Genomic DNA, 677 nt, shown 5'->3' with positions numbered 1-677 from the left:
GACGTGGGCCTTGGCGTGCGTGTCGGCGGACGGTTCCGCGGTCGGCGCCGCAGTGGCAGCGAACGACAGCCCGAACAAGGCGGCGGCGAGCAAGGTGGTCAGGCGAAGGCGCGGGGCGCCGGCGGTCTTCAGCATGCGGGATCTCCTTGGTTTGCCGGCTATTTTGCGCCTGCCGGGCACAATCGCCGCACATGTCATGGTTTGCTCTGGCCTTGGTGCTGGTGGCCGCGTTGTTGCACGCGGCGTGGAATGTGGCCGCCAAGAAGGCTGGTGGCAATCATCATTTCGTTCTGATGGGCGCGCTGCTCATCGTCGTGATCTGGGCCCCGCTCGGGCTGTGGGTTGCCTGGGACGCGGTGCCCCGCTGGGGGCCGCGCGAGTGGGCGCTGATCGTCGCCAGCGGCATCACGCACCTCGTGTATTTCAACGTGCTGCTGAAAGGCTACCGCGAGTCGGACCTGACGGTGGTCTACCCGGTGGCGCGTGRCACCGGCCCACTGCTCAGTTCGGTCGGCGCGATGCTGCTGCTGTCCGAATGGCCCAGCCTCGTCGGCGTGGCAGGCCTGGCCGGCATCGTCATCGGCATCTGGTTGATCGCCGGTGGGCCGGCGTTGTGGCACAAGGCCCACGAGGTGCAAGACCCGCTGCAGCGCGCGCGGGTGCGCGCTGGCCTGGGC

General features: G+C 68.8%; 1 protein-coding gene. It reads left to right on the top strand.

Annotation, left to right across the window (positions count from 1 at the left end):
- Positions 1-191 precede the first annotated feature (191 nt).
- Positions 192-677: EamA family transporter (locus tag AC1DYI_RS37720; RefSeq protein ID WP_477209162.1), on the top strand; the 486-nt coding region annotated here is incomplete at its 3' end.

The sequence above is a fragment of the Ideonella sp. P3_A4 genome (genome assembly GCF_056403075.1).
The sequence above is the reverse complement of the archived record's forward strand: the minus strand, read 5'-3'. Positions and strand labels throughout refer to the sequence as shown.